At 64.3% G+C, this 26,658-nt stretch carries 24 protein-coding genes; 9 read left to right on the plus strand and 15 right to left on the minus strand.

The genetic code is table 11. The features are described from left to right. Positions 1 to 35: 35 nt before the first annotated feature. The gene (locus ACODS1_RS02530; RefSeq protein WP_322980784.1) at positions 36 to 2,942 is read right to left on the minus strand and encodes a ribonucleoside-diphosphate reductase subunit alpha; all 2,907 of its coding nucleotides are present in this window, start codon (positions 2,940 to 2,942) and stop codon (positions 36 to 38) included. Positions 2,943 to 3,689: 747 nt separating this feature from the next. On the opposite strand from ACODS1_RS02530, the gene ACODS1_RS02535 reads away from it, so the two are divergent. Genes ACODS1_RS02535 through ACODS1_RS02545 form a run of 3 tightly spaced genes read left to right on the plus strand, consistent with a single transcriptional unit; the run spans position 3,690 to position 6,600 of the window. After that, positions 3,690 to 4,415, plus strand: coding sequence for a winged helix-turn-helix domain-containing protein (locus tag ACODS1_RS02535; RefSeq protein WP_489084403.1), 726 nt, complete (start codon positions 3,690 to 3,692; stop codon positions 4,413 to 4,415). After that, positions 4,412 to 4,996, plus strand: a complete 585-nt coding sequence (locus ACODS1_RS02540) for a GNAT family N-acetyltransferase (RefSeq protein WP_489084404.1) — start codon at positions 4,412 to 4,414, stop codon at positions 4,994 to 4,996. The genes ACODS1_RS02535 and ACODS1_RS02540 overlap by 4 nt, the downstream gene beginning before the upstream one ends. After that, entirely contained in the window at positions 4,993 to 6,600 is a 1,608-nt protein-coding gene (locus tag ACODS1_RS02545) for an ATP-binding protein (RefSeq protein ID WP_489084405.1), read from the plus strand. Before ACODS1_RS02540 ends, ACODS1_RS02545 begins: the two co-directional genes overlap by 4 nt. Here the strand turns inward: ACODS1_RS02545 and ACODS1_RS02550 are convergent, their stop codons facing one another. The 10 genes from ACODS1_RS02550 to ACODS1_RS02595 form a co-directional block, all read right to left on the minus strand. Beyond that, complete coding sequence (locus ACODS1_RS02550) at positions 6,601 to 7,305, minus strand: 4'-phosphopantetheinyl transferase family protein (protein ID WP_489084406.1); 705 nt, start codon at positions 7,303 to 7,305, stop codon at positions 6,601 to 6,603. It abuts the gene before it with no gap. A gap of 239 nt (positions 7,306 to 7,544) precedes the next feature. Further along, a complete protein-coding gene (locus ACODS1_RS02555; RefSeq protein WP_489084407.1) occupies positions 7,545 to 8,519 on the minus strand; it encodes a Bug family tripartite tricarboxylate transporter substrate binding protein in 975 nt (324 codons plus the stop codon). 101 nt (positions 8,520 to 8,620) lie between these two features. Next, positions 8,621 to 9,781 carry a tricarballylate utilization 4Fe-4S protein TcuB gene (tcuB, locus tag ACODS1_RS02560; RefSeq protein ID WP_489084547.1) on the minus strand — a complete coding sequence of 387 codons (1,161 nt, stop codon included), beginning with the start codon at positions 9,779 to 9,781 and terminating at the stop codon, positions 8,621 to 8,623. A gap of 10 nt (positions 9,782 to 9,791) precedes the next feature. Next, positions 9,792 to 11,249 (minus strand): FAD-dependent tricarballylate dehydrogenase TcuA, encoded by a 1,458-nt coding sequence (gene tcuA, locus ACODS1_RS02565; protein WP_489084408.1) that lies wholly within the window; start codon positions 11,247 to 11,249, stop codon positions 9,792 to 9,794. Positions 11,250 to 11,383: 134 nt separating this feature from the next. Then, on the minus strand, positions 11,384 to 12,319 hold the full coding sequence (locus ACODS1_RS02570; RefSeq protein ID WP_489084409.1) for a LysR family transcriptional regulator: 936 nt from the start codon (positions 12,317 to 12,319) through the stop codon (positions 11,384 to 11,386). Positions 12,320 to 12,422: 103 nt separating this feature from the next. Then, positions 12,423 to 13,445 (minus strand): AbrB family transcriptional regulator, encoded by a 1,023-nt coding sequence (locus ACODS1_RS02575; RefSeq protein ID WP_489084410.1) that lies wholly within the window; start codon positions 13,443 to 13,445, stop codon positions 12,423 to 12,425. After that, entirely contained in the window at positions 13,429 to 14,949 is a 1,521-nt protein-coding gene (locus tag ACODS1_RS02580) for a tripartite tricarboxylate transporter permease (protein ID WP_489084411.1), read from the minus strand. The genes ACODS1_RS02575 and ACODS1_RS02580 overlap by 17 nt, the downstream gene beginning before the upstream one ends. A gap of 1 nt (position 14,950) precedes the next feature. Continuing rightward, a complete protein-coding gene (locus ACODS1_RS02585) occupies positions 14,951 to 15,394 on the minus strand; it encodes a tripartite tricarboxylate transporter TctB family protein (RefSeq protein ID WP_322980773.1) in 444 nt (147 codons plus the stop codon). 61 nt (positions 15,395 to 15,455) lie between these two features. Next, positions 15,456 to 16,433, minus strand: a complete 978-nt coding sequence (locus tag ACODS1_RS02590) for a Bug family tripartite tricarboxylate transporter substrate binding protein (protein ID WP_489084412.1) — start codon at positions 16,431 to 16,433, stop codon at positions 15,456 to 15,458. A 30-nt stretch (positions 16,434 to 16,463) separates the two neighbouring features. Beyond that, a complete protein-coding gene (locus ACODS1_RS02595; RefSeq protein ID WP_489084413.1) occupies positions 16,464 to 17,735 on the minus strand; it encodes an OprD family porin in 1,272 nt (423 codons plus the stop codon). Positions 17,736 to 17,965: 230 nt separating this feature from the next. Between ACODS1_RS02595 and ACODS1_RS02600 the strand changes: the two genes are divergently transcribed. Then, complete coding sequence (locus tag ACODS1_RS02600) at positions 17,966 to 18,637, plus strand: response regulator (protein WP_489084414.1); 672 nt, start codon at positions 17,966 to 17,968, stop codon at positions 18,635 to 18,637. Next, positions 18,634 to 20,031, plus strand: coding sequence for a sensor histidine kinase (locus ACODS1_RS02605; RefSeq protein ID WP_489084415.1), 1,398 nt, complete (start codon positions 18,634 to 18,636; stop codon positions 20,029 to 20,031). The genes ACODS1_RS02600 and ACODS1_RS02605 overlap by 4 nt, the downstream gene beginning before the upstream one ends. Here the strand turns inward: ACODS1_RS02605 and ACODS1_RS02610 are convergent. From ACODS1_RS02610 to ygfZ, 3 genes are all read right to left on the minus strand, one after another. Further along, positions 20,014 to 20,769, minus strand: a complete 756-nt coding sequence (locus tag ACODS1_RS02610) for a substrate-binding periplasmic protein (RefSeq protein WP_489084416.1) — start codon at positions 20,767 to 20,769, stop codon at positions 20,014 to 20,016. The genes ACODS1_RS02605 and ACODS1_RS02610 overlap by 18 nt on opposite strands. A gap of 64 nt (positions 20,770 to 20,833) precedes the next feature. Beyond that, a complete protein-coding gene (locus tag ACODS1_RS02615; RefSeq protein ID WP_322980767.1) occupies positions 20,834 to 21,670 on the minus strand; it encodes an HDOD domain-containing protein in 837 nt (278 codons plus the stop codon). Between the two features lie 46 nt (positions 21,671 to 21,716). After that, a complete protein-coding gene (ygfZ, locus tag ACODS1_RS02620) occupies positions 21,717 to 22,658 on the minus strand; it encodes a CAF17-like 4Fe-4S cluster assembly/insertion protein YgfZ (protein WP_489084417.1) in 942 nt (313 codons plus the stop codon). A gap of 145 nt (positions 22,659 to 22,803) precedes the next feature. Here ygfZ and ACODS1_RS02625 point away from each other — a divergent pair, with 145 nt between their 5' ends. Both ACODS1_RS02625 and ACODS1_RS02630 read left to right on the plus strand, forming a co-directional pair. Further along, entirely contained in the window at positions 22,804 to 23,058 is a 255-nt protein-coding gene (locus tag ACODS1_RS02625; RefSeq protein ID WP_322980765.1) for an FAD assembly factor SdhE, read from the plus strand. Then, positions 23,042 to 23,503, plus strand: a complete 462-nt coding sequence (locus ACODS1_RS02630; protein ID WP_489084418.1) for a protein YgfX — start codon at positions 23,042 to 23,044, stop codon at positions 23,501 to 23,503. The genes ACODS1_RS02625 and ACODS1_RS02630 overlap by 17 nt, the downstream gene beginning before the upstream one ends. Here ACODS1_RS02630 and nadB read toward each other — a convergent pair. Continuing rightward, positions 23,463 to 25,094, minus strand: coding sequence for an L-aspartate oxidase (nadB, locus tag ACODS1_RS02635; protein WP_489084419.1), 1,632 nt, complete (start codon positions 25,092 to 25,094; stop codon positions 23,463 to 23,465). The two genes, ACODS1_RS02630 and nadB, sit on opposite strands and share 41 nt — an antisense overlap. 367 nt (positions 25,095 to 25,461) lie before the next feature. Here nadB and rpoE point away from each other — a divergent pair, with 367 nt between their 5' ends. Together rpoE and ACODS1_RS02645 are read left to right on the plus strand one after the other, a co-directional pair. Then, positions 25,462 to 26,043, plus strand: a complete 582-nt coding sequence (rpoE, locus tag ACODS1_RS02640) for an RNA polymerase sigma factor RpoE/AlgU (RefSeq protein WP_268183036.1) — start codon at positions 25,462 to 25,464, stop codon at positions 26,041 to 26,043. Positions 26,044 to 26,073: 30 nt separating this feature from the next. Then, positions 26,074 to 26,646: a sigma-E factor negative regulatory protein gene (locus ACODS1_RS02645; RefSeq protein WP_489084420.1), complete on the plus strand. Its 573-nt coding sequence runs from the start codon at positions 26,074 to 26,076 to the stop codon at positions 26,644 to 26,646. Positions 26,647 to 26,658 lie beyond the last annotated feature (12 nt).

Raw genomic sequence — 26,658 nt, forward strand, 5'->3', positions numbered from 1 at the left:
ACGCCGCGAATGCCGCTCAGATACGCGCGCTTAGATCACTGACAAGCTTCGCAGTCGGGTTCGTCGATGGCGCACGCTTTCGGTACTGGCGCCGGGGCCGGGGCGGCCTGCTGGGCAGGAGCCTGGGCCTTGGCCGAGAAGCCGTCATCACCACCGGCGGAAACAGCATTGAGCTTGCCGGTGTTGATAGTGGACTTCTCGGTGCTGGTGGCGGCCAGGGCACGGAGGTAGTAGGTGGTTTTCAGGCCACGGTACCAGGCCATGCGGTAGGTCACGTCCAGCTTCTTGCCCGAGGCGCCGGCGATGTACAGGTTCAGCGACTGAGCCTGGTCGATCCACTTCTGGCGACGGCTGGCAGCGTCGACGATCCACTTGGTTTCCACTTCGAACGCGGTGGCGTACAGGTCTTTCAGATCCTGCGGGATGCGCTCGATCTGCTGCACGGAGCCGTCGTAGTACTTCAGGTCGTTGACCATGACGCTGTCCCACAGGCCGCGGTTTTTCAGGTCGCGTACCAGGTAGGGGTTGATCACGGTGAATTCGCCGGAGAGGTTCGATTTCACGTACAGGTTCTGGTAGGTCGGCTCGATGGACTGCGACACGCCAATGATGTTGGAGATGGTCGCGGTCGGCGCGATGGCCATGATGTTCGAGTTACGAATGCCTTTCTTCACGCGCTCGCGGATCGGTGCCCAGTCCAGCGATTCGGACAGGTCGACGTCGATGTACTTCTGGCCACGGGCTTCGATCAGCAGTTGCTGCGAATCCAGCGGCAGGATGCCCTTGCTCCACAGCGAACCTTCGAAGGTGCTGTAGCTGCCGCGCTCTTCGGCCAGGTCACAGGAGGCCTGGATGGCGTAGTAGCTGATGGCTTCCATCGACTTGTCGGCGAACTCGACGGCAGCGTCGGAGCCGTAGGCGATGTGCTGCAGGTACAGGGCGTCCTGGAAGCCCATCAGGCCGAGGCCGACCGGACGGTGCTTGAAGTTGGAGTTACGCGCCTGATCCACGCTGTAGTAGTTGATGTCGATGACGTTATCGAGCATGCGCACAGCGGTCTTCACGGTGCGGCCGAGTTTCTCGATGTCCAGCTTGCCGTCGACGATGTGATTGACCAGGTTGACCGAGCCCAGGTTGCAGACGGCGATCTCGTCCTTGTTGGTGTTCAGGGTGATCTCGGTGCACAGGTTGGAGCTGTGTACCACGCCCACGTGCTGCTGCGGGCTGCGCAGGTTGCATGGATCCTTGAAGGTCAGCCATGGGTGGCCGGTCTCGAACAGCATCGAGAGCATCTTGCGCCACAGGTCTTTGGCCTGGATGGTCTTGTACAGCTTGATCTTGCCGTACTCGATCAGGGCTTCGTAGTACTCGTAGCGCTCTTCGAAGGCCTTGCCGGTCAGGTCATGGAGATCCGGTACTTCGCTCGGGCTGAACAGGGTCCACTTGCCGTCTTCGAAGACGCGCTTCATGAACAGATCCGGAATCCAGTTGGCGGTGTTCATGTCGTGGGTACGACGACGGTCGTCACCGGTGTTCTTGCGCAGCTCGAGGAATTCCTCGATGTCCATGTGCCAGGTTTCCAGGTAGGCGCAGACCGCGCCCTTGCGCTTGCCGCCCTGGTTGACCGCCACGGCGGTGTCGTTGACCACTTTGAGGAAGGGCACGACGCCCTGGGATTTGCCGTTGGTGCCCTTGATGTAGGAGCCCAGCGCGCGCACCGGCGTCCAGTCGTTGCCCAGGCCGCCGGCAAACTTGGACAGCATGGCGTTGTCGTGGATGGCGTTGTAGATGCCCGACAGGTCATCCGGCACGGTGGTCAGGTAGCAGGAGGACAACTGCGGACGCAGGGTGCCGGCGTTGAACAGAGTCGGTGTGGACGCCATGTAGTCGAACGAGGACAGCAGGTTATAGAACTCGATGGCGCGGTCTTCGCGGTTCTTCGGCTCTTCGATGGCCAGGCCCATGGCCACGCGCATGAAGAATACCTGCGGCAGTTCGAAGCGGATGCCGTCCTTGTGGATGAAGTAGCGGTCGTACAGGGTCTGCAGGCCCAGGTAGGTGAACTGCTGGTCGCGCTCGTGGTTGATCGCGGCGCCCAGTTTCTCCAGGTCGTAGCCTTGCAGCTTGCTGTCCAGCAGCTCGAACTCGACACCTTTGGCCACATAGGCAGGCAGCGCCTTGGCGTACAGGTCGGCCATTTCGTGGTGGGTGGCGCTGCTGGCGATGCCGAGGAAGCTCAGGGCTTCGGCGCGGATGTTGTCCATCAGCAGGCGGGCGGTGACGTAGCTGTAGTTCGGCTCACGCTCGACCAGGGTACGGGCGGTCATCACCAGGGCGGTGTTGACGTCCTTCTCGGCCACGCCGTCGTACAGGTTCTTCAGGGTTTCGCGCTCGATCAGCGAGCCATCGACTTCGGCCAGGCCTTCGCAGGCTTCGCGGATGATGGTCTGCAGGCGGCCCATGTCCAGCGGCTGCACTTCGCCAGCGGCGTTGGTGATGCGGATGCTCGGGTGCGGCTGGGCGATTTCGCTGCCGGCGCTGGCCTTGCGCTTGCTGGCCTGGGCTTCGCGGTAGATCACGTAGTCACGGGCGACTTTCTGCTCGCCGGCGCGCATCAGGGCCAGTTCGACCTGATCCTGGATTTCTTCGATGTGGATGGTGCCGCCGGACGGCATGCGGCGCTTGAAGGTGGCGGTGACCTGCTCGGTCAGGCGCGCGACGGTGTCATGGATACGCGACGAGGCGGCAGCGGTGCCGCCCTCCACGGCGAGAAAGGCCTTGGTGATGGCGACGGTGATCTTGTCATCGGTGTAGGGGACGACAGTGCCGTTGCGCTTGATCACGCGCAGTTGGCCGGGGGCGGTGGCGGCCAGATCCTGGGAGGAATCGGCGGCCTGCGGCGCGGCGGCCTGCGGGTTCTCGCGAGTGGTCTCGGTATGCATGGAGATCTCCGTGTTCTGTAATTTTTGGTTGGACGTCACGATTGGAAACCGTGCCCTGTCCGCCGTTCATTCCATTAACAACTCAAAGCCGCACGCGGCAGCGGGGCCGGGTACGGGGGTGTTGCAAGAGCGGGCAGGCAAGGCACGACTTCCCGTGCCGTCCTGGCGCTTAAAAGTCAAAACGGGGCGCTTTGGCACCCCGTCTACTACTACATATAGTGGTCGGTCAGCGAGTCTGCTCACTGCCTGACCAGCCCGAACCAGCTCCGAGTGGGTCTGGTGCGGCTGCAGCCCAGAACAAGCCTGGGCATGCGTGAATCTGTCGCTCGAGTCACCGGGAAAACCCTGTGAAAAGGGCTTGCGCGATTCGTTCTTTTTGTGTCCGGTTTCTCGCTGCAACCCAACATCTGGTGGGTGCTGTGCAACGGGGATACAAGATAGTGCGCTGTTTGCGGCAATGCAAGGCGCTCACCATGGAACAACCTGTGGATAACGTGTGGGTGCCTTGTGGGTGTTGTCGGGCAAGCCCCCGTCATCTCTGGCTCTGGCCGGGCCTGACCGTTCGTCGCGGATTATCGAGGCGCCGAGGCGAGTTGTCGCAGCTGTTCGGTGGTGCACAGACTACCACTATATATAGTGATGTTGGCATGTGCTGTGCTAGCCACGGACTGCCCGGTTCTGCCGCTCGCGCCGAAGCGGGCGCAGCCCCTAGAATGGCCAACGTTGGCGATGCAGATGAGGTGGTGTGTGGAGCAAGAAGCATGGCAAATCCTCATCGTCGAGGATGATCAGCGCCTGGCGCAGCTGACCCAGGAGTACCTGGAAGGCAATGGCCTGCGTGTGGCCATCGAGGCCGATGGGGCAAAAGCGGCGGCGCGCATCCTGGCCGAGCAGCCGGATCTGGTGATGCTCGACCTGATGCTGCCCGGCGAGGACGGCTTGAGCATTTGCCGCAAGGTGCGCGACGGCTATAACGGGCCGATCCTGATGCTGACCGCGCGTACCGACGACATGGATCAGGTGCTGGGCCTGGAGATGGGCGCCGATGACTACGTATGCAAGCCGGTACGCCCGCGCGTGCTGCTGGCGCGCATCCGTGCCTTGCTACGTCGCCGTGAAAGTGGCGAGAGCGAGCGTGACGAAGGTCAGCCACGGCGCCTGCAATTCGGCCCGTTGGCCATCGACAGCGCCATGCGCGAGGCCTGGCTGGGCGAGCAGGGCATCGAGCTGACCAGCGCCGAGTTCGATCTGCTCTGGCTGTTGGCGGTCAATGCCGGGCGCATCCTTTCGCGCGAGGAAATCTTCAATGCCCTGCGCGGCATCGAATACGACGGCCAGGATCGCTCCATCGACGTGCGCATTTCACGCATCCGCCCGAAGATCGGTGACGACCCGATGCATCCACGGCTGATCAAGACGGTGCGCAGCAAGGGCTACCTGTTCGTCAGGGAAGCTGCCGAAGGGTTGTTGTGAGCACCTCGATCCCTGCCCGCCAGGTCAGCGAGCCAGCCGTTTTCAACACGCTGACGACGAAGCGTCTGCTGCTGCGCGATATCGTCCAGGACGATATCCACGGCATCTTTCGCGGGTTGTCCCATCCACAGGTGACCCGCTACTACGGCGTGTCCTATGCCACATTGGAGGCCACCCAGGAGCAGATGGACTGGTACCGCGAGCAGTTGCTCGAACGCACCGGCATCTGGTGGATCATCTGCCGGCCGGATGCGCCGCACGAGCTGCTCGGCGCATGCGGCTACAACGACTGGGAGCACGATCACCGCCGCGCGGAACTGGGTTACTGGCTGCTGCCACAGCACTGGCGCGACGGCATCATGCGCGAAAGCCTGGAGGCGGTGATCGCGCATGGTTTCGCCGCGATGGATCTGCACCGCATCGAAGCGGTTGTGGATACCGACAACGCTGCCAGCAGTGGCCTGTTGCGCCGCCTGGGCTTTACCCATGAGGGCGTACGCCGCGAGTGCGAGCTGCACAACGGGCGCTACCTCAGCCTGGACTGCTTCGGCCTGCTGCGTACACAGCGGGGGTGGCGATGAACTCGATCTTCCTGCGCATCTACGGCGGCATGCTCGCCGCCCTGGTGCTGGTGGCGCTGCTCGGTGTCGGCACCTTGCATCTGGTCAACGAGGTGCGTGGCGATCAGTACCGCGAGGGCCTGGCGCGCGGCACCTTCCGCCTGATGGCGGACAATCTGGCGGGCATGAGTGATGTCGAGCGGCGCCGAGCGCTAGTGGTGTGGTCGCGTTTGCTGGGCATCCCCCTGCAGTTGCAGAACTTGAACGATGCCCCACTCGACAGCAGCGAGCGCAACCGCCTGCAGCGCGGCCATGTGCTGGTGCAGCAGACCGGCCCGCACTCGGCGCAGGTCTATGGCCTGATCGATGGCAAGCAACCGTTGCTGCTGACCGGGGAAATCCAGCAGATCAGCGAGCAACTGGCGCGGGCCACCAACTACCTGCTGATCGATGAACTGATTCGTTACCCGGTCGACGAGCAGCCGCAGCGCCTGGCCCAGCTCAAGGAAGACAAGCAGTTCGGCTACGACCTGCATCTGGTGCGCCTGGACGACGCGCGCCTCGACCTCGACCAGCGCCGGCGCATCGACGAGGGCGATACGGTGATGGCGCTGGGCCGCGGCGGCGACTCCATCTATGTGTTCTCGGGCATTGTCGATACGCCCTGGGTGCTGGAAATCGGTCCGCTGTACCAGATGAATCCCTATCCGCCGCAACTGCTGGTGCTGATCGGCGCCGTCGGCCTGAGCCTGATCGGCCTGATCGTCTACCTGCTGGTACGTTCGCTGGAGCAGCGCCTGCGCGGGCTGGAAGGCGCTGCCACGCGTATCGCCAGTGGCCATCTGGATGCCCGCGTGCCGACCCGTGGCGCCGACTCGGTGGGGCGCCTGGCCAGCAGCTTCAACGCCATGGCCGAACACCTGCAGACCTCCCTGAGCACCCAGCGCGAGCTGGTGCGCGCGGTGTCCCACGAGCTGCGCACGCCGGTGGCGCGTCTGCGTTTCGGCCTGGAGATGATCGCCGATGCCGAGAGCGACAAGGCGCGGCGCAAATACATGGATGGCATGGACAGCGACATCCAGGATCTCGACAAGCTGGTCGACGAGATGCTGACCTACGCGCGTCTGGAACAAGGCTCGCCGGCGCTGAACTTCCAGAAGGTGGAGCTGCGTGCGCTGATCGATCAGGTGATCGATGAACTGGCGCCGTTGCGCGCCAGCGTGCGGGTCGAGCGTGGCGCGCTGATCAGCGTGCAGGAGGAGGGCGCGTGCTGGGTCGAGGCTGAGCCGCGCTACCTGCATCGGGCGCTGCAGAACCTGCTGAGCAATGCCATGCGTTACGCCGAGTCGCGCGTCTCGATCAGTTGCCAGGTGGGTTACAAGCGTTGCCGCATCGATGTCGAGGATGACGGGCCAGGCGTGCCGGAAGAAGCCTGGGAGCGGTTGTTCAGCCCCTTCCTGCGTCTGGATGACAGCCGCACGCGTTCATCGGGCGGGCATGGCCTGGGGCTGTCGATCGTGCGTCGGATCATCTACTGGCACGGCGGGCGCGCGCAGATCGGTCGCAGCGACAATCTGGGCGGGGCGCGCTTCAGCCTGGTCTGGCCGCGCAGCCAGGACGAGTGATCAGGCGGCCACCGCCACGCAGCTCAGCACCTTGTCATCGAACTGCGCAAACTGCCCGTTCAGTTCGGTGCCGCTGCGCCATTCGTCGTTCAGGTCGATGAGCAGGCGCAGGCGCGTATCGTCCGGGGTGCAGTGCAGCAGCTCGGCGTCGTGGAAGTAGAAACGCGTCAGGGTCAGCGGGTAGAGCGCCTTGAACAGGCTCTCCTTGAAGGAGAAGGTCAGGCTGATGCGCAGGGCGCGTTCCGCATCGTCCAGCGTTTGCAGGCGTTCCAGCTCGGCCGGGGTGAGAATCTCGCCTTGCAGACGCAGCGCCCGTTCGACCGGCAGCCGTTGCTCGACATCCAGGCCGACACCGCGCCACTGCTGTTGCGGCGCCACCAGCGCAGCCGCCCAGCCATCGCCATGGGTGATCGAGCCGGCCACACTGAGTGGCCACTGCGGCGCACGGTCGCTGCCGACCGCCGGCACGCTGGCCTGCCCGGTCAGGCGGTGCAGCGCTTCGCGGGCGCACAGGCGGCCCGCCAGGTGCTCGCTCTGGCGCTTGGCCACGCCCGGCACCGGCGGGATGCCGCAGCGCGGAAAGTCCTCGGCGTGCAGCCGGGCGGGATCGAAACGGGTGCTGATCAGGCGGCTGCCAGCCAGCGGCTGGGGCAGCGGGTCATGATCATCGAGCGGTGAGCAGCAGGCGGGATGGTAGGTGTTCATGGAGCGGCATTCTGCCGTGGCAGGAACCGACCAGTCATCCGCCGTTTACATTTCTTTGCAGGCGCGCAACAAAGTTAAACGGATGTTTGAATGAACATTTGCCACACTCGGCCTCGCATTCATACCGAATGCAGGTGAGGTTGTGCCGGTGCCTGGCACTGGCTTTTCTCCAAGTTCGAGAACGGCAGCCCGTTGGGCTGCCGTTTTTTTGCCCCGATTTTTTGCCGTGGTGCGGCTGTTTAGCGAAGCAGGCCGAACTCGTCGGCGAGCTTTCGGTAGTCGGCCACCTGCTGATGCACGAAGGTCTCAAGCTCCTGGCCTGTAATGGCCAAAGGCAACAGGTCGAAGTGCTCGCGCTTGGCATTGAAGGTTTCCTGGGTGAGCAGCGTTTCGAACTGCTTCTGCCACCACTGGAAGTCTTCGTCCTTGACCTCTGGGCCCATGTAGAAGCCGCGCACGATCGGCCAGACGACGTCGTAGCCTTGTTCCTTGGCGGTTGGAATCTGCGCCAGTTTGCCCGGCAGTCGCTCTTCGGCCAGGATCGCGAGGATGCGCACCTTGCCGGCCTCCAGTTGCGCCGTCGCTTCACCGAAACCGCTGACGACCGCCTGGACATGGCCGCCGAGCAGCGCCGTCATGGGTTCGCCGCCGCCCTCGAACGCCACGTAGCGCAGGTTTTCGGGGGCAACCTGAGCGCTGCGGGCGATCAGCGCCGCCTGCATCCAGTCCTGGCTGCCGACGGTGCCACCGGCGCCGATGACCAGGCTGGTCGGGTCTTTTTTCAGTTGCTGGATCAGCTCATCGAAGCTTTGCAGGGGCGAGTCGCGCGGCACGATCACCGCGCCATAGTCGGTGCCGATGGCCGCCAGCCAGCGCACGTCGTTTTCGTCGTAGCGGCCAAACTTGCCCTGCGCCAGATTCAGCAGCGAGCCACTCGACCAGGCGGTGATCAACCCGGCCTCCTTGGGCCGCTGCGCCACCACCGCGTTGTAGGCGACCGCGCCAATGCCGCCAGGCATGTAGGTGACACGCAGTGGTGCCTTGAGCAGGCCACTGTCCTTGAGGCCACTCTGGGCCAGTTTGCAGGTGATGTCGAAGCCGCCACCCGGCTTGGCCGGGGCGATGCATTCGGGGCGTTTCGGTTCGGCCAGCGCGAGGCTGGCGCCAAGCAGGCTCGAGGCCATCAGCGCGATGAGAGGGACACGGTTTTTCATCTGTTCTCCTGTGGAGTTTTATTGTGGTGCTGGCTGACCCGGCGCAGCCGGGTCAGGACGACGAGCGGGGCGCGCAGGGCAGCCCGCCAGTGTGGGGCCTCTCAGTCGTTGCCGAGCTTGAGCGTATCGGGCTGGCGCTTCTCGATCGCATGTTTGAGCAGCGCTGCGCTACGGAAGATGCCGTGGGCGAACTTGCCGTAAGGCATGGTGAGGAAGAACGCCAGCACCGTGCCGAGGTGGATGGCGAGCAGCACGGCCATCGCGCCGTTGTCGCGCCAGGCCAGCAAGGCCAGGCCGCTCAGGCTGATCAGCAACAGCAGCAGGATGAAGCCGCGATCCATCGGCGCCTGGGCACGGTCGCCCTGTTCCGGAGCGCGGCGATAGTTGAGCAAGAGCAGGCCGGCCGGGCCGATCAGCAGGCCGATGCCGCCCAGGGTGCCGAGCAGCACCGGCAGGCTCAGCAGCGGGTAGGGCGCGTGCAGGCCGAGCAGGTAGTGATAGAGCGTGGCTACGCTGGTTGAGGCCAGGCACAGCATGAAGCCGTAGAAGGTAAAGTGATGGAAGCGCCGGCGCCAGAGGGTGAAGCGGTCGCTGTCGTTGTTGCAGCCTTGGCCGTGGCCGCCATCGAGGTACTTGAGCGTGAGCACCGCGCCGGAGGCTTCGGCAACGGCGGCGCCGCTGGCCAGCGCGCGCGCATCGGCTGGGCTGATCGCCCGCCAGAAACGGCTGACGCCAATGGCCAGGGCGAGGATGGCGAAGCCAAAGGCAGCGCCGAACATCAGGGCCAGGGTGTTGTGCGGGAAGATCGCGTAGAAGTTGCCGGCCAGCGGCCCGGGAAACAACGTGCCCTTGACCAGCAGCGTCAGCAGCAGGAACAACGCCAGCGAGGCGGCCAGGGCCAGTGACAGGGTCAGGCCGTTGCGCTGGTAGAGCGTGCCGAGCTTGCCAGGCCAGGCGTACTCGATGTAGGTGTTCAGGCGCACTTTGGCCATGGCCTGCGGCACGTTCACGGCGAACTCGTGCGGCGGGGCGTACTGGCAGGCATGCAGGCAGGCGCCGCAGTTGTGGCAGAGGTTGGCCAGGTAATGCACGTCGGCCTTGGCGAAATCCAGGCGACGGGTCATGGCGGGAAAGACCGCGCAGAACCCTTCGCAGTAACGGCAGGCGTTGCAGATGTGCATCTGCCGGTCGACTTCGGCCTCGTGAACGTTCAATAGAGGAATCAGGTTGGGCTGCGCCGCGCTCTTGCTTTGAGAGGCGATTTGGATGACTTCAGGCGATTGCACGGGACTCTCCAGCGCTTGTTGTAGTGGTGGGGCCATGGCCGGCTGCCGCAGCGGCCTGGGTGCCGGCGATGCGGCCGAACGCGGTGCCGATGGACATGCCGACGCCTGCCGTGTAGCCCTTGCCGAGGACGTTGCCAGCCATCATTTCGCCGGCCACGAACAGGTTCGCGCTGGGCTGGCCGGCGAAGCGCACGGCGGCGGTGTCGTCGGTCTTCAGGCCGAGATAGGTGAAGGTCACGCCCGGCTTGAGCGGGTAGCCGTAGAAGGGCGGGGTGTCGATGGGGCGCGCCCAGTGGGTCTTGGCCGGCGTTACGCCTTCGGTGTGACAGCCGTCGAGGCGAGTGTGGTCGAAGTCGTCGCCCACGCAGGCATTGTTGTAGGCCTGCAGGGTCTTCACGAAGGCCTCGACCGGCAGGCCGAGCTTGCTGGCGAGTTCTTCCAGGCTGTTGGCCGTGGTGCCGGGGAACACCGGCGGCATGAAGCGGCCGATGGCTTTCTGGTCGATGATCGAGAAGCCGACCTGGCGCGGCTGCTGGGCCACCAGCCGGCCCCAGATGGCGTAGCGCTTGGGCCAGAAATCCTCGCCTTCGTCGTAGAAGCGTTCGCCCTCGCAGTTGACCACCACGCCCAGCGACACGCAGTCGATGCGGGTGCAGATGCCGCCGTCGTAGAGTGGCGCGCGGGCGTCGATGGCGACCATGTGCGCCTGGGTCGGGTCGCCGATGGTCTCGGCGCCTGCATCGATCAGGCGGCGCAGCAGCACGCCATTGTTGAAGCGAGTGCCACGGATCAGGAAGTTGTCCGCCGGGTATTCGCCGCGTTCGTTGACGCCCCAGGCTTCGCGCAGCCATTGCCGATTGGACTCGAAGCCGCCCGCCGCCAATACGCAGGTGCGCGCTTCGATGCGCTCGGCTGGGCAGTGCTTGCCCTCGACTTCCCGCGCGGGAATATGCGCCGCGACGAAGCGGTCGCCATCCAGTTCGATGTCATCGACCGGCGCGTCGTAGCGGATCTGCACGCCCAGGCGCTCGGCGCTGCGGTAGTAGGCGTTGACCAGTGCCTTGCCGCCGCCCATGAAGAAGGCGTTGGTGCGGGCGACGTGCAGGGCCCCGGACAGCGGCGGCTGAAAGTGCACGCCATGGCTGCGCATCCAGTCGCGGCAGTTGGACGAGGCGCGGATCACCAGGCGTGCCAGGTGCTCGTCGGTTTGCCCGCCGGTCACCTTGAGCAGGTCTTGCCAGAATTCTTCTTCGGGGTAGGCGTCGACCAGCACGTCCTGCGGGGCGTCGTGCATGCAGCGCAGGTTGCGGGTGTGCTGGGAGTTGCCGCCGCGCCAGGCACGCGGGGCGCCTTCCAGCAGCATGACGCTGGCGCCTGCTTCACGGGCCATCAGCGCTGCGCACAAGGCCGCATTGCCGCCGCCTATAACCAGAACATCGATCATCTCGTCTCCTCGTTGGCGGAGGAGCACGGCATGGCCGCTCCCCCGGAATGGAGGGGACTTTAAGAGGGGGTTAAGGGGCTCGAAAGGCCAGGAAATGCAGGGGGTGTTCAGTATTGCTAAACACCCAGGCGAGGTCAGGTGTCGTGTTCGTCCAGCAGATGAGCGCCTGGCCAGCGACCATTGGCGACCAGCTCGCGGGTGATATCGAGGATGGCCACGCGTGCGGCCAGCGCTGCCGGGGACAATTCATCGTCAGGCAGCGACACCAGCAGGTTGCGCCGACCGGCGTGGGCATCGGCGATCTGCACCACCTTCAGGCCCTGTTCGCGGGCTCTGGCCGCCACGGCGCCCGGCTGGATGGTGGCGGCGTAGCCGGCCTTGACCGTGTCCATCAGCAGCGTCAGGCCGTCGACGTTCATCACCACGCAGGGTTCGCAGCGCGAATGGGCGAAGGCATTGTTGATGGTGCTGCGCAGGCCGTGCTGGTCGCTGGGCAGCACCAGGGGCACCTGGGTCAGCTCGGCGAGTGTGACGCTATCACCCGCGGGGACGCCCGGCAGGTTGGTGGGGGCGATGAGGAACAGCTTCTCGTCGAGCAACGGCCTGACACGGCAGCGCCTGCCTGGGTCGCTGTGAAAGAGGATGGCCAGATCCAGTTGGCGTGCCTGCAACTGGCTGCTCAGGTAGCCGGAGAGCATTTCCACCAGATGCAGCTGGATGTTCGGGTAGCGCTGGCGCATCGCTGCGATCAACGGCAACGCCAGCACCGAGGAGGTGCTGGGGGCGAAGCCCAGGCTCACGTAGCCGCTCATGCGCTCGCGCTGCGCGGCCTGGGCGGCGTTTTCCGCCTGGCGCAGGGTGAGCTGGGCATGGTGCTGGAAGGCGATGCCGGCTGGAGTGGGGGTAACGCCGGTGCTGCTGCGCGTCAGCAGGCGAGTGCTGAGCTCGCTTTCCAGCTTGCTGATCTGCTGGCTCAGCGCCGAGGTGCCGACGCCCAGCTCCACAGCCGCACGCCCCAGGCTGCCGTGTTCGACCACCTTGAGGAAATAACGCAGTTGTCTGAGTTCCATCGCCTGTCCGTCATCGCTGGAGGAGTGCCGAGGATAGTGGCCTGGTTTGGGAAGAAAAGCGTTGGGTGTTCATCCAGAGCAAAAAAAGCCCGCACAAGGCGGGCTAAGCGTGGTTCTTGCACCAGAGCTTGAATAACGGCTCGGCAAGGAACATCACCAGGAACAGCCGCAGTACCTGCAGCGCGGTAACCAATGCCACCGACAGTTGCAAGGCTTCGGCGGTCAGGCACAGCTCGGTGATGCCGCCGGGCATCATGCCCAGCATCAGCGACAGGTGATCCTCGCCAGCCACCCAGCCGAGCACCTCACCCAGCAGGGCGGCGGCCAGCATGGCGAGCAGGGTGAACGCCAGGACGCGGGCGAGGAAGCCCGGTGCGCTGCGGAAGAAGGCGCGGTCGAAATGGCAGCCCAGGGCGCAGCCGATCAGCCACTGGCCGAACTGACCCAGGCCTGCCGGCAGGCCCAGATGCAGATCGAAACTGGCACTGGCCACCGCACTGGCGACCAGCGGCCCCAGCATCCACGGGTTGGGTTGTTTGAGGCGGTTCCACAGCAGGGCGAGAACGCCACCGGCAGCCAGCAAGCCGGCGAGCCAGGCCCAATCCACTGGAGCGCGTGTTGGCGCGGGAACGGCCGGCAGGCTCCAGGTAAACAGGGCCGGGATCAACAGCACCACCAGCAGCAGACGCATGCTGTGGGCAGCGGCTACGCGTGCAGGCTGGGCGTTGTGGCGCAGGGCCAGATTGACCATCTCGCTGGCGCCGCCAGGCATGCTGGCGAAGAACGCCGTCGCACGGTCGACGCCGCTGCGCATCAGGATGGCAATGCCGATCAGGCCGAGCAGCAGGGTGCCGATGGCGCCGATGACGATGATGGGGAAGTGAGTGACGACCTGTTCCAGCACTTCGCTGGTGAAGTGCAGGCCGATGCCGGTCGCCACCAGCCACTGGCCGGCCTTGCGCCCGCCTGGCAGTTCACTGAAGGGGCGGTTGGTCAGGCAGCGTATGGCGATTACCGCCAGTAGCGAGCCGACCATCCACGGCAAAGGCCAGCCGGCGAGGCTAGCCAGGTAACCGCCGACCGCACCGGTCAGCGGCGTTACCCACAGGTCACGCGGCAGCGGCATCTGCCTGAGCCTTGAGCTGCTTGCGGCGACGCATCCAGCGGATACCCGGCAGGGCGAGCATCAGCGCGGTCAGGCCCCACAGCGCCAGGGTGATCGGGCTGCTCCAGAGGATGGACAGCTCGCCAGCGGAGATCGACAGGGCGCGGCGCAGGTTGTCTTCCATCATTTCACCCAGGACGAAGCCGAGGATCAGCGAGGAGAGCGGGAAGTCCAGCTTGCGCAGGATGTAGCCGAAGATGCCCAGCAGCACCATCAGCACCAGGTCGAAGGTGGTGCTGTGCACGGCATAGACGCCCACCAGGCTGACGGCGGTGATGGCCGGCACCAGGATCCAGTTCGGCACGGCGAGCATGCGCGAGAACAGGCCAACCAGCGGAATGTTCATCACCAGCAGGATGATGTTGCCGATGAACAGCGAGGCGATCAGGCCCCACACCACGTCGGGCTGGTGTTCGAACATCAGCGGGCCCGGGGTGATGTTGTACAGCGTCAGGGCGCCGATCATCACCGCGGTGGTGCCCGAACCCGGTACGCCGAGGGTCAGCATGGGGATCAGCGAACCGCACGCCGAGGCGTTGTTGGCGGCTTCCGGAGCGGCCAGGCCGCGCAGGTCACCTTCGCCGAAGCGGCCCTTGGTACCGGCCATGCGCTTCTCGGTCATGTAGGTCATGGCGCTGGCGATGGTGGCGCCGGCACCGGGCAGGGTGCCGATGACGAAACCAGCCAGGGCGCTGCGAATCATGGTCCAGAAGGTGAAGCAGAACTCCTTGAAGTTGAACAGCAGGCGACCGCTGGCCTTCACGGCCGCTTGGCCGGAGTGGGTGTTTTCCAGCATCAGGAGGATTTCGCTGACGCTGAACAGGCCGATCACCACGATGACGAACTGGATGCCATCGGACAGGCTGACGCTGTCGAAGGTGAAGCGGTACACGCCAGTGGTCGAGTCCACGCCGACGGTGGCCAGAGCCAGGCCGATCAGCGCCGACATCAGGGTCTTGACCGGCTTGTCGCCGACCATGCCGCCGAGGCAGGCGATGGCGAAGATCATCAACACGAAGTATTCGGCCGGACCGAAGGCCACGGCCCATTTCGCCAGCAGCGGGGCGAACAGCACCACACCGCAGGTGGCGATCATGCTACCGACGAAGGAACTGACCGCCGACAGCGACAGGGCGATGCCAGCCTTGCCCTGACGCGCCAGCGGGTAGCCGTCGAGGGTGGTCATGATGGCCGCGGCGTCGCCCGGCACGTTGAGCAGGATGGCGGAAATACGGCCACCGTATTCGCAGCCCAGGTACACGGCGGCAAGCAGGATCAGTGCGGTTTCCGGCGGCAGGCCGAGGGCGAAGGCCAGCGGCAGCAGCAGCGCCACGCCGTTGATCGGGCCGAGGCCCGGCAGCAGGCCGACTACGGTGCCGACGAAGGCGCCGAACAGTGCTACCAGCAGGTTCTGTGGCTGCGTGGCGACGCCAAAGCCCTGCATGAGGAAGTTAAGGGTTTCCATTTCAGCTCTCCACGAAGGCTTCAAGCAGGCCGAGCGGCAGGGGCACGTCCAGCAGCAGATCGAACAGTACGTACAGCAATACGCCCATCAGCACGGCGCTGATCAGGCAGGGAACAGGGCGACCGGTGAACAGCAGACCGAGCAGGAAGGTCGACAGGGCGGTGCTGAGCACGAAACCCAGAGGCTCGAAGGTCACGGCGTAAAGCAGCAGTGCCGCGATGCACAGCACGCTGCGCAGGGCGGTGGGAATATCTAGACGCTGATCCATCATGCCGGGCTTGATCACCAGCCACAGGCTGCCAATCCCCATCAGGCCGAGCAGCAGCAGCGGGTAGGCGCGCGGGCCGACCGGGTCATAGGCGAAGGGAGCCTGGAAACCCCAGGCGACGACAGCGAGCCAGGCGCACAGCAGCAACCAGATCGCGGAGAACAGGCGGACGTACATGGAAATTTACCTCAAGGGCTGCGGCCGCCCGAAGGCGGCCGAGCACGGATTGCGCTGAGCGTTACTGGATCAGACCGAACTCGCCGGCCAGGGCCTTGTACTCCTGCACTTGCTTGTGCACGAAAGCGTCCAGTTCGGCACCGATCAGCGACAGCGGGAACAGGTCACGCTGTTCGCGCAGGGTGGCGAAGTCGTTGCGGGCCAGCATCGTCTCGAACTGGCCTTTCCACCAGTTGAAGTCTGCGTCGGAGACTTCCGGGCCCATGTAGAAGCCACGGATCACCGGCCAGCTGATGTCGAAACCCTGCTCCTTGGCGGTGGGGATATCGGACAGCTTGCCCGGCAGGCGCTCGTCGGACAGCACGGCGAGGATGCGCACCTTGCCGGCGGCCAGTTGCGGGGTGACTTCGCCGAGACCGCTGGAGGTCACCTGGACGTGGTTGCCGAGCATGGCAGTCAGGGTCTCGCCACCGCCTTCGAAGGCCACGTAGCGCAGGTTCTTCGGATCGATACCGGCGGCGCGGGCGATCAGTGCGGTTTGCATCCAGTCCTGGCCGCCGATGGTGGCGCCGGCGCCGAATACCACGCTGCTCGGATCTTTCTTCAGCGCTTCGACCAGCTCGCTGAGGTTTTTCCACGGGGCATCGGCGCGTACGGTGATAGCACCGTAGTCGGTGCCGATGGCAGCCAGCCAGCGCACGGCGTTTTCGTCGTAGCGGCCGAACTTGCCTTGAGCCAGGTTGAGCAGCGAGCCCGAGGAGAACGCGGTGATGGTGCCCTGATCCTTGGCGCGCTGGGCGACCACGGCGTTATAGGCCACGGCGCCGACACCGCCCGGCATGTAGGTGACGCGCATCGGCGCCTTGAGCAGGCCGGTATCCTTCAGGCCGCTCTGGGCCAGCTTGCAGGTCAGGTCGAAACCACCACCGGGCTTGGCCGGGGCAATGCACTCGGGGCGCTTGGGCTCGGCGGCCAGCAGTTGGCCAGCGAAGGCCAGGCAGGCTGTCGCCAGGGCGGCGCGGGTCAGAACGGATTTCATGATTTCAGTCCTCGCAGGGCTTGTTGTTGTTTACCAGATCGGCAGGGTATAGCCGACGATGATGCGGTTCTCGTCCGCGTCGCGGGCGAAGTCGGAGTGGAAGCTGGCGTTGCGTACGCGCACGTAGAGGTCTTTGAGCGGGCCGTTCTGCACCACGTACTTGAATTCGATGTTGCGTTCCCATTCGCCGCCATGGTCGTCGCTGCCTGCGACCTCAGCGTCATCACCACGGATGTAGCGGGTCATGAAGGTCAGACCGGGCACGCCGACGCTGGCGAAGTTGTAGTCGTAACGGGCCTGCCAGGAGCGCTCGTTGGCGTTGGCGAAGTCGTTGATCTGGACGAAGTTGACCAGGAACGGATCGCTGCCATCGATGTAGGCGAAACCGGTATCGCCGCTCATGTCCTGAAAGCCCAGGCCGAACTTGTGGCTGCCCAGGCCGTAGCTGAGCATGGCATTGAAGGCCTGGTTGTCGACCTTGCCGGCATTGGCGGCGCCGCTGTCACGGCTGACGATATAACGCACGTCGCTGCTCAGGGTGCCGGCACCCAGCTTGTGGCTGGTGAGCAGGCCGAAGAAATGCTGGCGATAGATGTCGTCGAGGTCGGCGAAGTAGTAGCGGCCGGTGACGCCCTTGGCGAACTGGTAGTCCACGCCGGCCAGGTCGAGATGGTCGGCTTCGATGTCGCCAGCGAAACGGCTGTTCTTGCTGTTGAGCAGCATCTTCTCGGAGTTGGTCGAAGCGCGGTCGATCACCTTGTCCAGGCGACCACCGGTGAAGGTCAGGCCTTCAAGCTCGGAGGAGGTCAGCAGGCCGCCTTCGAATACCTGAGGCAGCAGGCGGCTGTCGCTGGCCTTGACCACCGGCAGTTCCGGCACGTGCGAGCCATAACGCAATTCGGTGGAGGAAATCTTGACCTTGGCGGTCGCGCTCACGCGACCGAACTGGTCGGGTGTGCCGCCATCGTCCTGCACGGGCAGCAGGTCGGTGCCGGTGCGGCCTTTGCCCGAGTCGAGCTTGATGCCCAGCAGGCCCATGGCATCCAGGCCGAAGCCGACGGTGCCTTCGGTGTAGCCGGACTTCATGTCGAGCCACAGACCCTGACCCCATTCCTCGCGCTTGTTCTGCTGTTTTCGAGGTTGCGTATTCTCGCGGAAATCTCGATTGAGGTAGATGTTGGTGGCAGTGAGGCTGGCGCTGCTGTCTTCGATGAAGGCGGCGTTGGCGACTGGGGAGGCGGCGGCGATGGCCAGGCAAAGCAGGCGTACAGGCGGCAGGGCCTGACGATAGGCATGCAACATTGTGTGGTGTCTCCGGTTCTTGTTCTTGTTGCGTGTTCGCACCACTGCGATCACGCTCAGGCAGGTGGTTCGAGCCACCTTCTGGCGATGCTAGGCAGGCAAGCTTTCAACAGGCTTTCAGTGCTGAAAGTTTTTCAGCTTGTTTCTCGCTCTGGCATTTCAGCGATTCACAGCGCCTCGCCTGGCGCTAAACTGCGCGCCTTGATCGAGCGAGTGGTGGGAGTGATAGCGTGCGGATTCTGCTGGTCGAAGACCATCCGCAGTTGGCGGAGAGCGTGGCCCAGGCGCTCAAGGGCGCCGGTTGGACGGTGGATTTGCTGCATGACGGCGTGGCGGCCGACCTGGCCCTGGCCAGTGAGGATTATGCCCTGGCGATTCTCGACATCGGCTTGCCCCGTCTGGATGGCTTTGCCGTGCTGGCGCGCGCGCGCGACCGTGGCCAGACCCTGCCGGTGCTGATGCTGACCGCGCGTGGCGAGGTCAAGGATCGGGTGCACGGCCTCAATCTGGGCGCCGACGATTACCTGGCCAAGCCGTTCGAGTTGTCCGAGCTGGAGGCGCGGGTCAAGGCGCTGTTACGGCGTAGCGTGCTCGGCGGCGAGCAGGTGCAGCGCTGCGGCACGTTGGTCTATGACCTGGGCGCGCGCCGCTTCAGTCTGGACGGTGAGACGCTGACCTTGACGGCCCGCGAGCAGGCCGTGCTGGAAGCCATGATTGCCCGCCCCGGGCGGGTGATGAGCAAGGAGCAACTGGCCGCTCAGGTGTTCGGCCTGGACGAGGAAGCCAGCCCGGACGCCATCGAAATCTACGTACACCGCCTGCGCAAGAAGCTCGAGGGGCGCGCTGTGCGTATCGTCACGTTCCGCGGCCTGGGGTATCTCCTGGAGGCCGTCGAGTCATGAGGCTGGGCGGCAGTCTGCGTGGCCGTCTGCTGCGTCGTCTGGCCATTCTGCTCGGGGCGATCCTGCTGCTCAGCAGCCTCAGTGCCTATTGGAGTGCTCGGCGGGCGGCCGATACGGCGTACGACCGTACCCTGTTGGCTTCGGCGCGCGCCGTGGCTGATGGGTTGTACACGCAAGAGGGGCAGCTCAAGGCCAATGTGCCCTACGTCGCCCTCGATACCTTCGCTTATGACAGTGCCGGGCGTATCTATTACCAGGTGTTCGATCTCGACGGGCAACTGATCTCAGGGTACGAAGGTGTGCCGGCGCCTCCGGCGGCAACGCCCCGTACCAATGACTACCCCGCGCTGGCACATTTCTACGACGCCACGTATCGCGGGCAGGGCGTGCGTGTGGTGAGTTTGCTGCAACCGGTCAGCGAACCGCAGGTCAATGGCATCGCCGAGATCCGTGTGGCCGAAACCCAGGGTGCGCGTGAGCGCATGGCGCGGGAGTTGCTGGTGGGCACCCTGTGGCGCATGGGGCTGCTGTCGATCAGTGCGCTGTTGCTGGTATGGGTGGCGGTGAACCTGGCGCTGCGCCCACTGGAAACCTTGCGACGCGCCGTGGCCTTGCGTGCCAGTGATGATCTGCGGCCGTTGCCGGAGGCCGGTTTGCCGCGCGAGGTGTTGCCGCTGGTGGATGCGCTGAATCAGTTCAACGAGCGCCTGCATGGCCTGTTCGAGCGGCAATCGCTGTTCATTGCCGACGCCGCGCATGAGCTGCGCACGCCGCTGGCCGCGCTTAAGGCCCGCATCGCCCTGGGGTTACGGGCCGAGACGCCTGAGGAATGGCGTTCGACGCTGGAGCAGGTGGCGCTGCAGAGCGATCGTCTGACCGCGTTGGCCAACCAGTTGCTCTCACTGGCGCGTATCGAAAGCGGTGGGCGGGCGATCTCCGAGGGTGGGGCGCAGCGGATCGACCTGAGCCAGCTCACCCGTGAACTGGCCATGGCCATGGCACCGCTGGCGCATGCGCGGGGCGTGGCGTTGGCACTGGAGGCCGAGCAACCGGTGTGGATCGATGGCGAACCGACCTTGCTCAACGAACTGCTCAGCAATCTGGTGGATAACGCCCTGGCGCATACGCCGCAGGAGGGCAACCTGATCCTGCGGGTCTTCGCGCCTGCGGTGCTGGAGGTCGAGGATGACGGCCCGGGTATTCCGTCCGAAGAGCACGACAAGGTGTTCGAGCGCTTCTACCGGCGTGGCAATCAGGGCAGCGGTGCTGGCTTGGGCCTGGCCATTGTCGGGGAAATCTGCCGCGCCCACCGCGCGCAGATCAGCCTGCATCAGGGGGCTACGAAAGGTTTGCGAGTTCGGGTCGAATTTCCCGTTTCAGGGGCCGAGGCTTAGCGGTTGATGGATCTCCAGCAGGTAGCGGGAAATCTTGCCGCTGCTGCGCATCTGGGCCAGGCCATGATTGAAGCGCGCCATGCGCTCGGCATTGCCAGGCACCTCGCGTGACAGCAGTAGGTGCAGGCTGTCGCTGCGCAGTGGTAGCGGGTGGAAGCTCAGGCGCTGGCGCTCGGCGCTGCTGAAATGCTGATAGAGCAGGTCGAAGGCGACCACCTTGTCCAGCGGAAACAGGTCGATGCGCCCGGCCAGCAATTGCCGCAGTCCTTGCTCGTCACTGTTGAGGTAGGTGATCTGCAGCTCGCCGGTCGCTTCGGCGCTACGCAACGTCTCGCCGTAGTCATAGCCGCGCGTAGCGGCCAGGCGAAAACCGCGCAGATCAGCGGCGGTTTGCCAGTCGAACGCGCGCCCCTTGAGGTGGAACAGGTAGTAGGTGGTTTCGATCACCGGATCGCTGACATAGAAGTGCTCTTCGCGCTCTCGGCTGGGGAGCCAGACCGCGCTGCCATCGCGTTGACCATCGGCAGCCATCTTCAGTGAACGCGCCCAGGGGTGAAATTCCCACTGCACGTCGATGCCTTCGAGGGCGAAGGCTTCGGCGACGATGCGCGAGGCGACGCCGTGGTAGGGCAGGTCGGCGCCCAGGTAGGGCGGCCATTCGCCATTGGTCAGGCGTACCGTATCGGCGCCCTGGGCGTTGCCCAGCAGGAGCAGAAGCAGAAGAAGGGCACGGTGCATGGCGCTACATCCCTGAGCGAGTCACTGGAGTGTAGTGGCGTAATGCCGTCCTTGGCGAGTGCCGTTATTGCAGCATGCTGGTGGCGGCTTCCATGGCCGCAGAGAGGTCTTCATCGGCCTGCATGTCGACGTCGGGGTCGAGGCCAAGTTTGGCGAAGGCAGGGATCTGGCTCCAGTCCAGCTGGGTGTAAGGGTGCTCGCTGCCCAGGTAGCTCTGCAGCGTCGCCACCTGGACGATGTCGACGTAATCGACCTTGGCCGAATCGCGGCTGAAGTTCAGGTATTGGCTGGGTACCATGGCGATGGGCTCGGGGAACTCCCAGGTACGCAGGATCTTGTCACCGATGATCGGGTGAATCTGCTCGATCACATGGTTGAGGCTGATGGAGTCGGCCAGCAGTTCGTTGTGTTCCTCGGCATAGGTGAGGATCGGCAGCACGCCGATCTGGTGCACCAGGCCGGCGAGGGTCGCCTGGTCGGGCATCAGGCGGGTGTAGTGACGGCAGAGAACGTGGCAGATACCGGCAATTTCGGTGCTCTTGTTCCACACTTCGCGCATCTTGCGGTCGACCACGTCGCTGGTGGCCTGGAACATCTGCTCCATCGCCAGGCCGGTGGCCAGGTTGCAGGTGTAGTTGATGCCCAGGCGACTGACCGCCATCTGCAGGTCGGTGATTTCCTTGTTGCTGCGCAGTAGTGGGCTGTTGACCACCTTGATGATGCGGGCGGTGAGCGCGGCATCGTTACCGATGACCTTGCTGATCTGCGGAATGCCCACGTCGGGATCTTCCGCAGCCTCGCGAACCTTCAGCGCCACCTCGGGGAGGGTGGGCAGCACCAGTTCATCGTTCTCAATGGCGTGGATCAGTTCCTGTTGCACTCTTTCAGCGAGTTTGCTCATGCGTTGGCTCTCTTTGGCGTTGCCGGACGAGGCCCGGCAAGTGTAGTCAGCGCTGGATTTCCTGATCGGCATCCAACTGATAGGGCAGGTCGAGTAGGGTCAGGTTCGGGCCGTCGAGGCTGGCGAGGTGGATGCGGCCATCGCTGACGGCGTCCTCCTGCAGCACGGCAAGCAGCTCCACTGCGGTGGGCGTGCGCGCGGCCAACACGACTTCGCCGACGCTCGAACCGTGTACCGGCGAGAAGAGCTCGCAGCCGACGGCAGGTGTTTCTTCCGTTGTCAGGGTGAGGCGGTAGAGGCGGCGCTTGAGTTTGCCCAGATACTGCATGCGCGCGACGATTTCCTGGCCGGTGTAGCAGCCTTTCTTGAAGCTCACGCCACCAAGGGCCTGCAAGTTGATCATCTGTGGGATGAACAGCTCGCGGGTGGCGCCGAACACCTGGCCGATACCGGCACGAATCTGGTCGAGCAACCATTGGTTCAGCTCGGCCTGGGGCAGTTGTGCGCTCAGCTTGTTCTGCAGGGCGGCGGCTTCGCTGGCAGGTGCCCATAGCTCGGCGCGACCATCGACCAGGCGCACCGCCAGCAGGTTGGCGCTGCTGGCAACGCTGTCGGCGGCGCTGCCCAGGTCGAGGCCGAGGTCACTCAGCACGGCATCTGCGCCCGACAGGCCGAAGCGTGTCCAGGCGCCGGTTTCGTCGCTGAGCTTGGATTTGGAGAAGACGGCGTACTTCTGCAGTTCGGCCAGCTGGGTTTCCAGCAGTTCGCGGCCCATGGCCAGCAGGTAGCCACCGTCCACCGGGACGATGCGGAAGCTCGACAGCATGCGGCCTTTCGGCGTACAGCGGGCGCCGAGGCTGGATTGGCTGAGGGACAGGTAATTGAGGTTGCAGGTCACTTGGCCCTGCAGGAACTTGGCAGCGTCCGCGCCACGCACTGCCAGCAGGCCTTCGTGGTCGAGGAGGGTGAAATACGCGCTATCGGCCATGGTGCAAATCGAATCGCAGGAGGAAAGTCAGGGGCACCATCATAGAGGGCGTGGTAGGGCCTTGTCAGCGCAATTGCACTGCCTCTCCGTGAACAGCGAAGCAATTCGCCGTTATACTGCCCGCCTCGTTCGAGGAGTTCGTTGCATGGTTGAGCAAACTGAGTTGAATCGCCTGTTCTGGCACAGCCGTCGCGGCATGTTGGAGCTGGATGTGTTGCTGGTTCCGTTCGTGCAGGAGGTGTACGCCACGCTGGATGCCGAGGATCAGGCGCGCTACCGCAAGCTGCTGGAGTGCGAGGATCAGGACATGTTCGGCTGGTTCATGCAGCGCGGCGAGCCGGAAGATGCCGATCTTCGGCGCATGGTGCGCATGATCCTGGATCGTGTCCAACCCAAGTGACACCTTCGAGTGCCGTTGGCAGCCGTCCCGCGCGCTGCTGAGGCTCTACCTGGCCGTCCTGGCGCTGGCCATGCTGGCGCCCTGGCTGGCGGCAATTCCCCTCTGGTGCAAACTGCTGGCATGCGTGGCTTGCCTGGCGCATGCCGCCTGGGTTTTGCCGCGTCAGATCCTGTTGTCATCTCCCGATGCCGTTCGCGCGCTGCGCCGCGATGTCGATGGCTGGCATCTGTGGAGCGCTGCGCACGGTTGGCAAGCCGTGCAATTGCGCCCGGACAGCCTGGCTCTACCGTGGCTGGTGGTGCTGCGCTTTCGCCTGCCAGGCCAGCGCTTCACGCGTGGCCTGTGCATTCCTTATGACGCCATGCCGTGCGAATGGCACCGGCGGTTGCGCTTGCGCCTGAAGTTCAGTCGCAGGCGCTGGGCGCCGCCGCAAGTGGCGGAGTGAGGATGGTGTCGCGTGCTTCGGGCAGCAGGTCGGGGTAGTCCAGGGTGTAGTGCAGTCCCCGAGACTCCTTGCGCTCCATGGCCGAGTTGATCATCAGTTCGGCGACCTGAGCCAGGTTGCGCAGCTCGATCAGATCGCGACTGACCTTGTAGTTGCTGTAGAACTCGTCGATTTCGTCCAGCAGCAGGCGCACGCGGTGCTGGGCGCGTTGCAGGCGCTTGTTGGTGCGCACGATGCCGACGTAGTCCCACATGAAGCGGCGCAGCTCATCCCAGTTGTGGGCGATGATCACGTCCTCGTCGGAGTCGGTGACCTGGCTGGCGTCCCAGCAGGGCAGATCACTCGGCATGCTCACGCTGCCCAACTGGCTGACAATGTCGGCACAGGCGGAGCGGGCGTAGACGAAACACTCCAGCAGCGAGTTGCTGGCCATGCGATTGGCGCCATGCAGGCCGGTGAAGCTGGTTTCGCCGATGGCGTACAGGCCGCTGACATCGGTGCGGCCATGCTGGTCGACCACTACGCCGCCACAGGTGTAGTGCGCCGCCGGTACGACCGGGATGGCCTGGCGGGTGATGTCGATGCCGAAGCTCAGGCAGCGTTCATAAACAGTGGGGAAATGACTTTTGATGAACTCGGCGGGTTTGTGGCTGATGTCGAGGTAGACGCAGTCGACACCCAGGCGCTTCATCTCGTGGTCGATGGCGCGAGCGACGATGTCACGCGGCGCCAGTTCGGCGCGTGGGTCGAAACGCGGCATGAAGCGTTCACCATTGGGCAGCTTGAGCAGTCCGCCCTCTCCGCGTACGGCTTCGGTGACCAGGAAGCTCTTGGCCTGCGGGTGGTACAGGCAGGTCGGATGGAACTGGTTGAACTCCAGATTGCCCACCCGGCAGCCGGCACGCCAGGCCATGGCGATACCGTCGCCGCAGGCGCCGTCCGGGTTGCTGGTATAGAGGTAGACCTTGGCCGCGCCGCCGGTGGCGAGGATGACGAAGCGGGCGCCGAAGGTATCGACCTCGCCGTGTGAGCGATCCAGCACGTAAGCGCCCAGGCAGCGATCGCCTGTAAGGCCCAGCTTGCGCTCGGTGATCAGGTCGACTGCCACGTGTTGCTCCAGCAGTTCGATGTTGGGGCGTCGCCGTGCTTGCTCCAGCAGCGTATTGAAGATGGCTGCGCCGGTGGCGTCGGCGGCGTGAATGATGCGCCTGTGGCTGTGTCCACCTTCGCGGGTCAGGTGGAATTCGAAGCCACCGTCTTCGCGTGCGGTTTCATCCTCGCGGGTGAAGGGAACGCCCTGATCGATCAGCCACTGGATCGCCTCGCGGCTGTGTTCGACGGTGAAGCGTACGGCATCCTCGCGGCACAGGCCGGCGCCGGCATCGAGGGTGTCGGCCACGTGCGACTCGACCGTGTCGGTATCATCCAACACGGCGGCGACTCCGCCTTGTGCCCAGTAGGTCGAGCCATTGGCCAAGGGGCCTTTGCTCAGCACTGCGATGCGTAATTCGGCAGGCAGGGTGAGGGCGAGCGTGAGGCCGGCTGCACCGCTGCCGATGATCAGAACGTCGTGCTGGAAGTGTTGGCTCATGGAGGAATTCCGCGTGAAAGCGAGGCCTAGTATATAGAGAGGGCCATCGGCACAATAGCCAGCTTATGACCGACCGCAGTGCTCGGGAACTTTCTTAGTCATTAAGGTTCCAAACCGGGTCGCCCATATGAACAGAGCGCGCTGTCGCGTGCCGGCCTTCCAAGCGTTGCAAGAAGGCGGAAATGAGCGGCGATAAGATTATTTGCGTAAGCGGAAAAGTTCCGTTTGCGTCATTCCCAGCAGAGAAAAACAGACTCTGCGGGAAGCTTGCTTGGAGGGGAGAACTTTTGCGTAAGGTCCGAGTCTATCTTGGCAAGCTGATTGGCTTGCGGGTACAAGCCCCCTCCAGGCTTCACGAGGAGAGTGCATGCTAACCCAGGAAGATGATCAGCAGCTGGTCGAACGAGTGCAGCGCGGTGACAAGCGTGCCTTCGATCTGTTGGTGCTGAAGTATCAGCACAAGATCCTCGGCTTGATCGTGCGCTTCGTGCACGACACTCACGAGGCGCAGGATGTTGCCCAGGAAGCCTTCGTCAAGGCATATCGGGCGCTTGGAAACTTTCGCGGTGACAGCGCGTTCTATACATGGCTGTACCGCATCGCCATCAACACGGCGAAGAACTATCTGGTGTCCCGCGGTCGGCGGCCGCCGGATAGCGATGTAAGCAGTGATGACGCGGAATTCTACGACGGCGATCACGCCCTCAAGGATATCGAGTCACCAGAGCGAGCCATGCTGCGCGACGAAATCGAAGCCACCGTGCATCGAACCATCGCCCAGCTACCGGATGATTTGCGTACGGCGTTGACCTTGCGTGAATTCGAGGGTCTGAGTTATGAGGACATTGCCAGCGTCATGCAGTGTCCTGTCGGTACCGTACGTTCGCGGATCTTCCGTGCACGTGAGGCCATTGATAAGTCCCTGCAACCCCTGTTGCAGGAAGCTTGAGGCAGCGGCGACAGCCAAGAGAGGAACGCCATGAGTCGTGAAACCCTGCAGGAATCGCTGTCCGCAGTGATGGATAACGAAGCGGATGAACTAGAACTTCGACGTGTGCTTGCCGCCAGTGCGGATGGTGAGCTGCGCGACACCTGGTCGCGTTACCAGGTTGCCCGTGCCGTCATGCACAAGGAGTTGCTGGTGCCGCGTCTCGACATCGCAGCGGCAGTTTCGGCAGCCCTGGCTGACGAGGCCGTACCGGCCCGCAAGATTCCCCTGTGGCGCAACATCGGTCGCGTAGCGGTTGCCGCTTCCGTCACCGTTGCCGTGTTGGCAGGTGTGCGTCTGTACAACCAGGACGATCTGGCGGGTGGTCAGCAGTTGGCGCAACAAGGCGCTGCTCCGGCCATGGCGTTGCCGCAGGTGCAGGGGCCGGCCATCCTGGCGGGGTACACCACCGAGGAAAGCGTCGAGCCCAGTGCAGCGGCCGAGCCTAGCTGGCACGAGCAGCGTCTGCCGTCCTATCTGCGTCAGCATGCCCAGCAAGCGGCCATGGGTACGGGCGAAACCGCTCTGCCTTATGCACGCGCTGCAAGCCTGGAAAACCGCTAACGCTAAGGAGTC

Source organism: Pseudomonas sp. FG29 (assembly GCF_057809355.1).